The sequence below is a fragment of the Vibrio sp. 10N.222.46.A1 genome, assembly GCF_041473595.1.
Classification (GTDB): Bacteria; Pseudomonadota; Gammaproteobacteria; order Enterobacterales; family Vibrionaceae; genus Vibrio; species Vibrio tasmaniensis_A.
Genome location: NZ_JBFRSN010000995.1, coordinates 1 through 908 on the forward strand (window position 1 = coordinate 1; position 908 = coordinate 908).

Sequence of the window (908 nt, forward strand, 5' to 3'; positions counted from 1 at the left end):
GCGTTGCTACCGTTAACGGTAGCAACGCTTCAGTCACCAATTTCCCATCAATGGCGAGCTTGTTTATCGATCGTATTGATTACGATGGGGTTTACTCAACGGGCTCATATTGTGGTGCAACGATTCTTGACCCAAGCCATGTTTTGACTGCTGCGCACTGTATTTATGGTGATGAGGAAGGACAGTTGTTTACTGTCGTTGTTCCTCAGATAGAAGATACCTCTCAATTCCCTAAGGGTAATATCCAGAAAGCGCGCGTTTCTGAGGTCTATTACCCTAGTGATTACTCGGATGAAATCAGCGACTTTTTGCGCAATGATGTTGCTATTCTCAAGCTAGAAAGTGCACTCAATGTTGATTCGATCAACGATGTTGTGAAGCGTCCATCAAATGAAACTTATCGTAATGCGGCGAGTGATTTTGTGGCCGTTGGTCATGGTAATACACGTACAGGCTTTGACGGAACCACCTTATTACAGAAAGTAACTCTGGCTTACGTAGATAACACAACGTGCAAGAACGCATTTACAGGTAAGGACAACCCAAATCCTCCTCTAACTGGTAAACAAATTTGTTTCACAGGTGATTTCAACATTTTCACTAGTTTATATGGCAGTACCTGCCAAGGAGACTCTGGTGGTCCAGTTTACTGGAAAGATGGTTCTGATTATCGACAAGTCGGTATTACTAGCTTTGGTCCTGCAACCTGTGGTGGTAGTTCTATCGTAACGTCCGTATTTACTGAAATCTACGATTATAAAGATTGGATCGATAGCGTGATCGCGGGTACAGAAACTGCTAAATTTGTTTCAACACACGCTAAGAGATCTGCGTACTCCGGCTTGAAGAAGAAGCCCGTTACAAGCTCTGGTAGCAGTGGTGGGAGTGTATCATTTGGCTTGCTAGGT

The 908-nt window shown here is 43.8% G+C and carries 1 protein-coding gene; it reads left to right on the top strand.

Going from position 1 to position 908, the window contains the following annotated elements; translation table 11 throughout:
• A partial coding sequence (locus AB4496_RS22975) for a trypsin-like serine protease (protein WP_372132091.1) occupies positions 1 to 908 on the top strand: 908 nt, incomplete at both ends.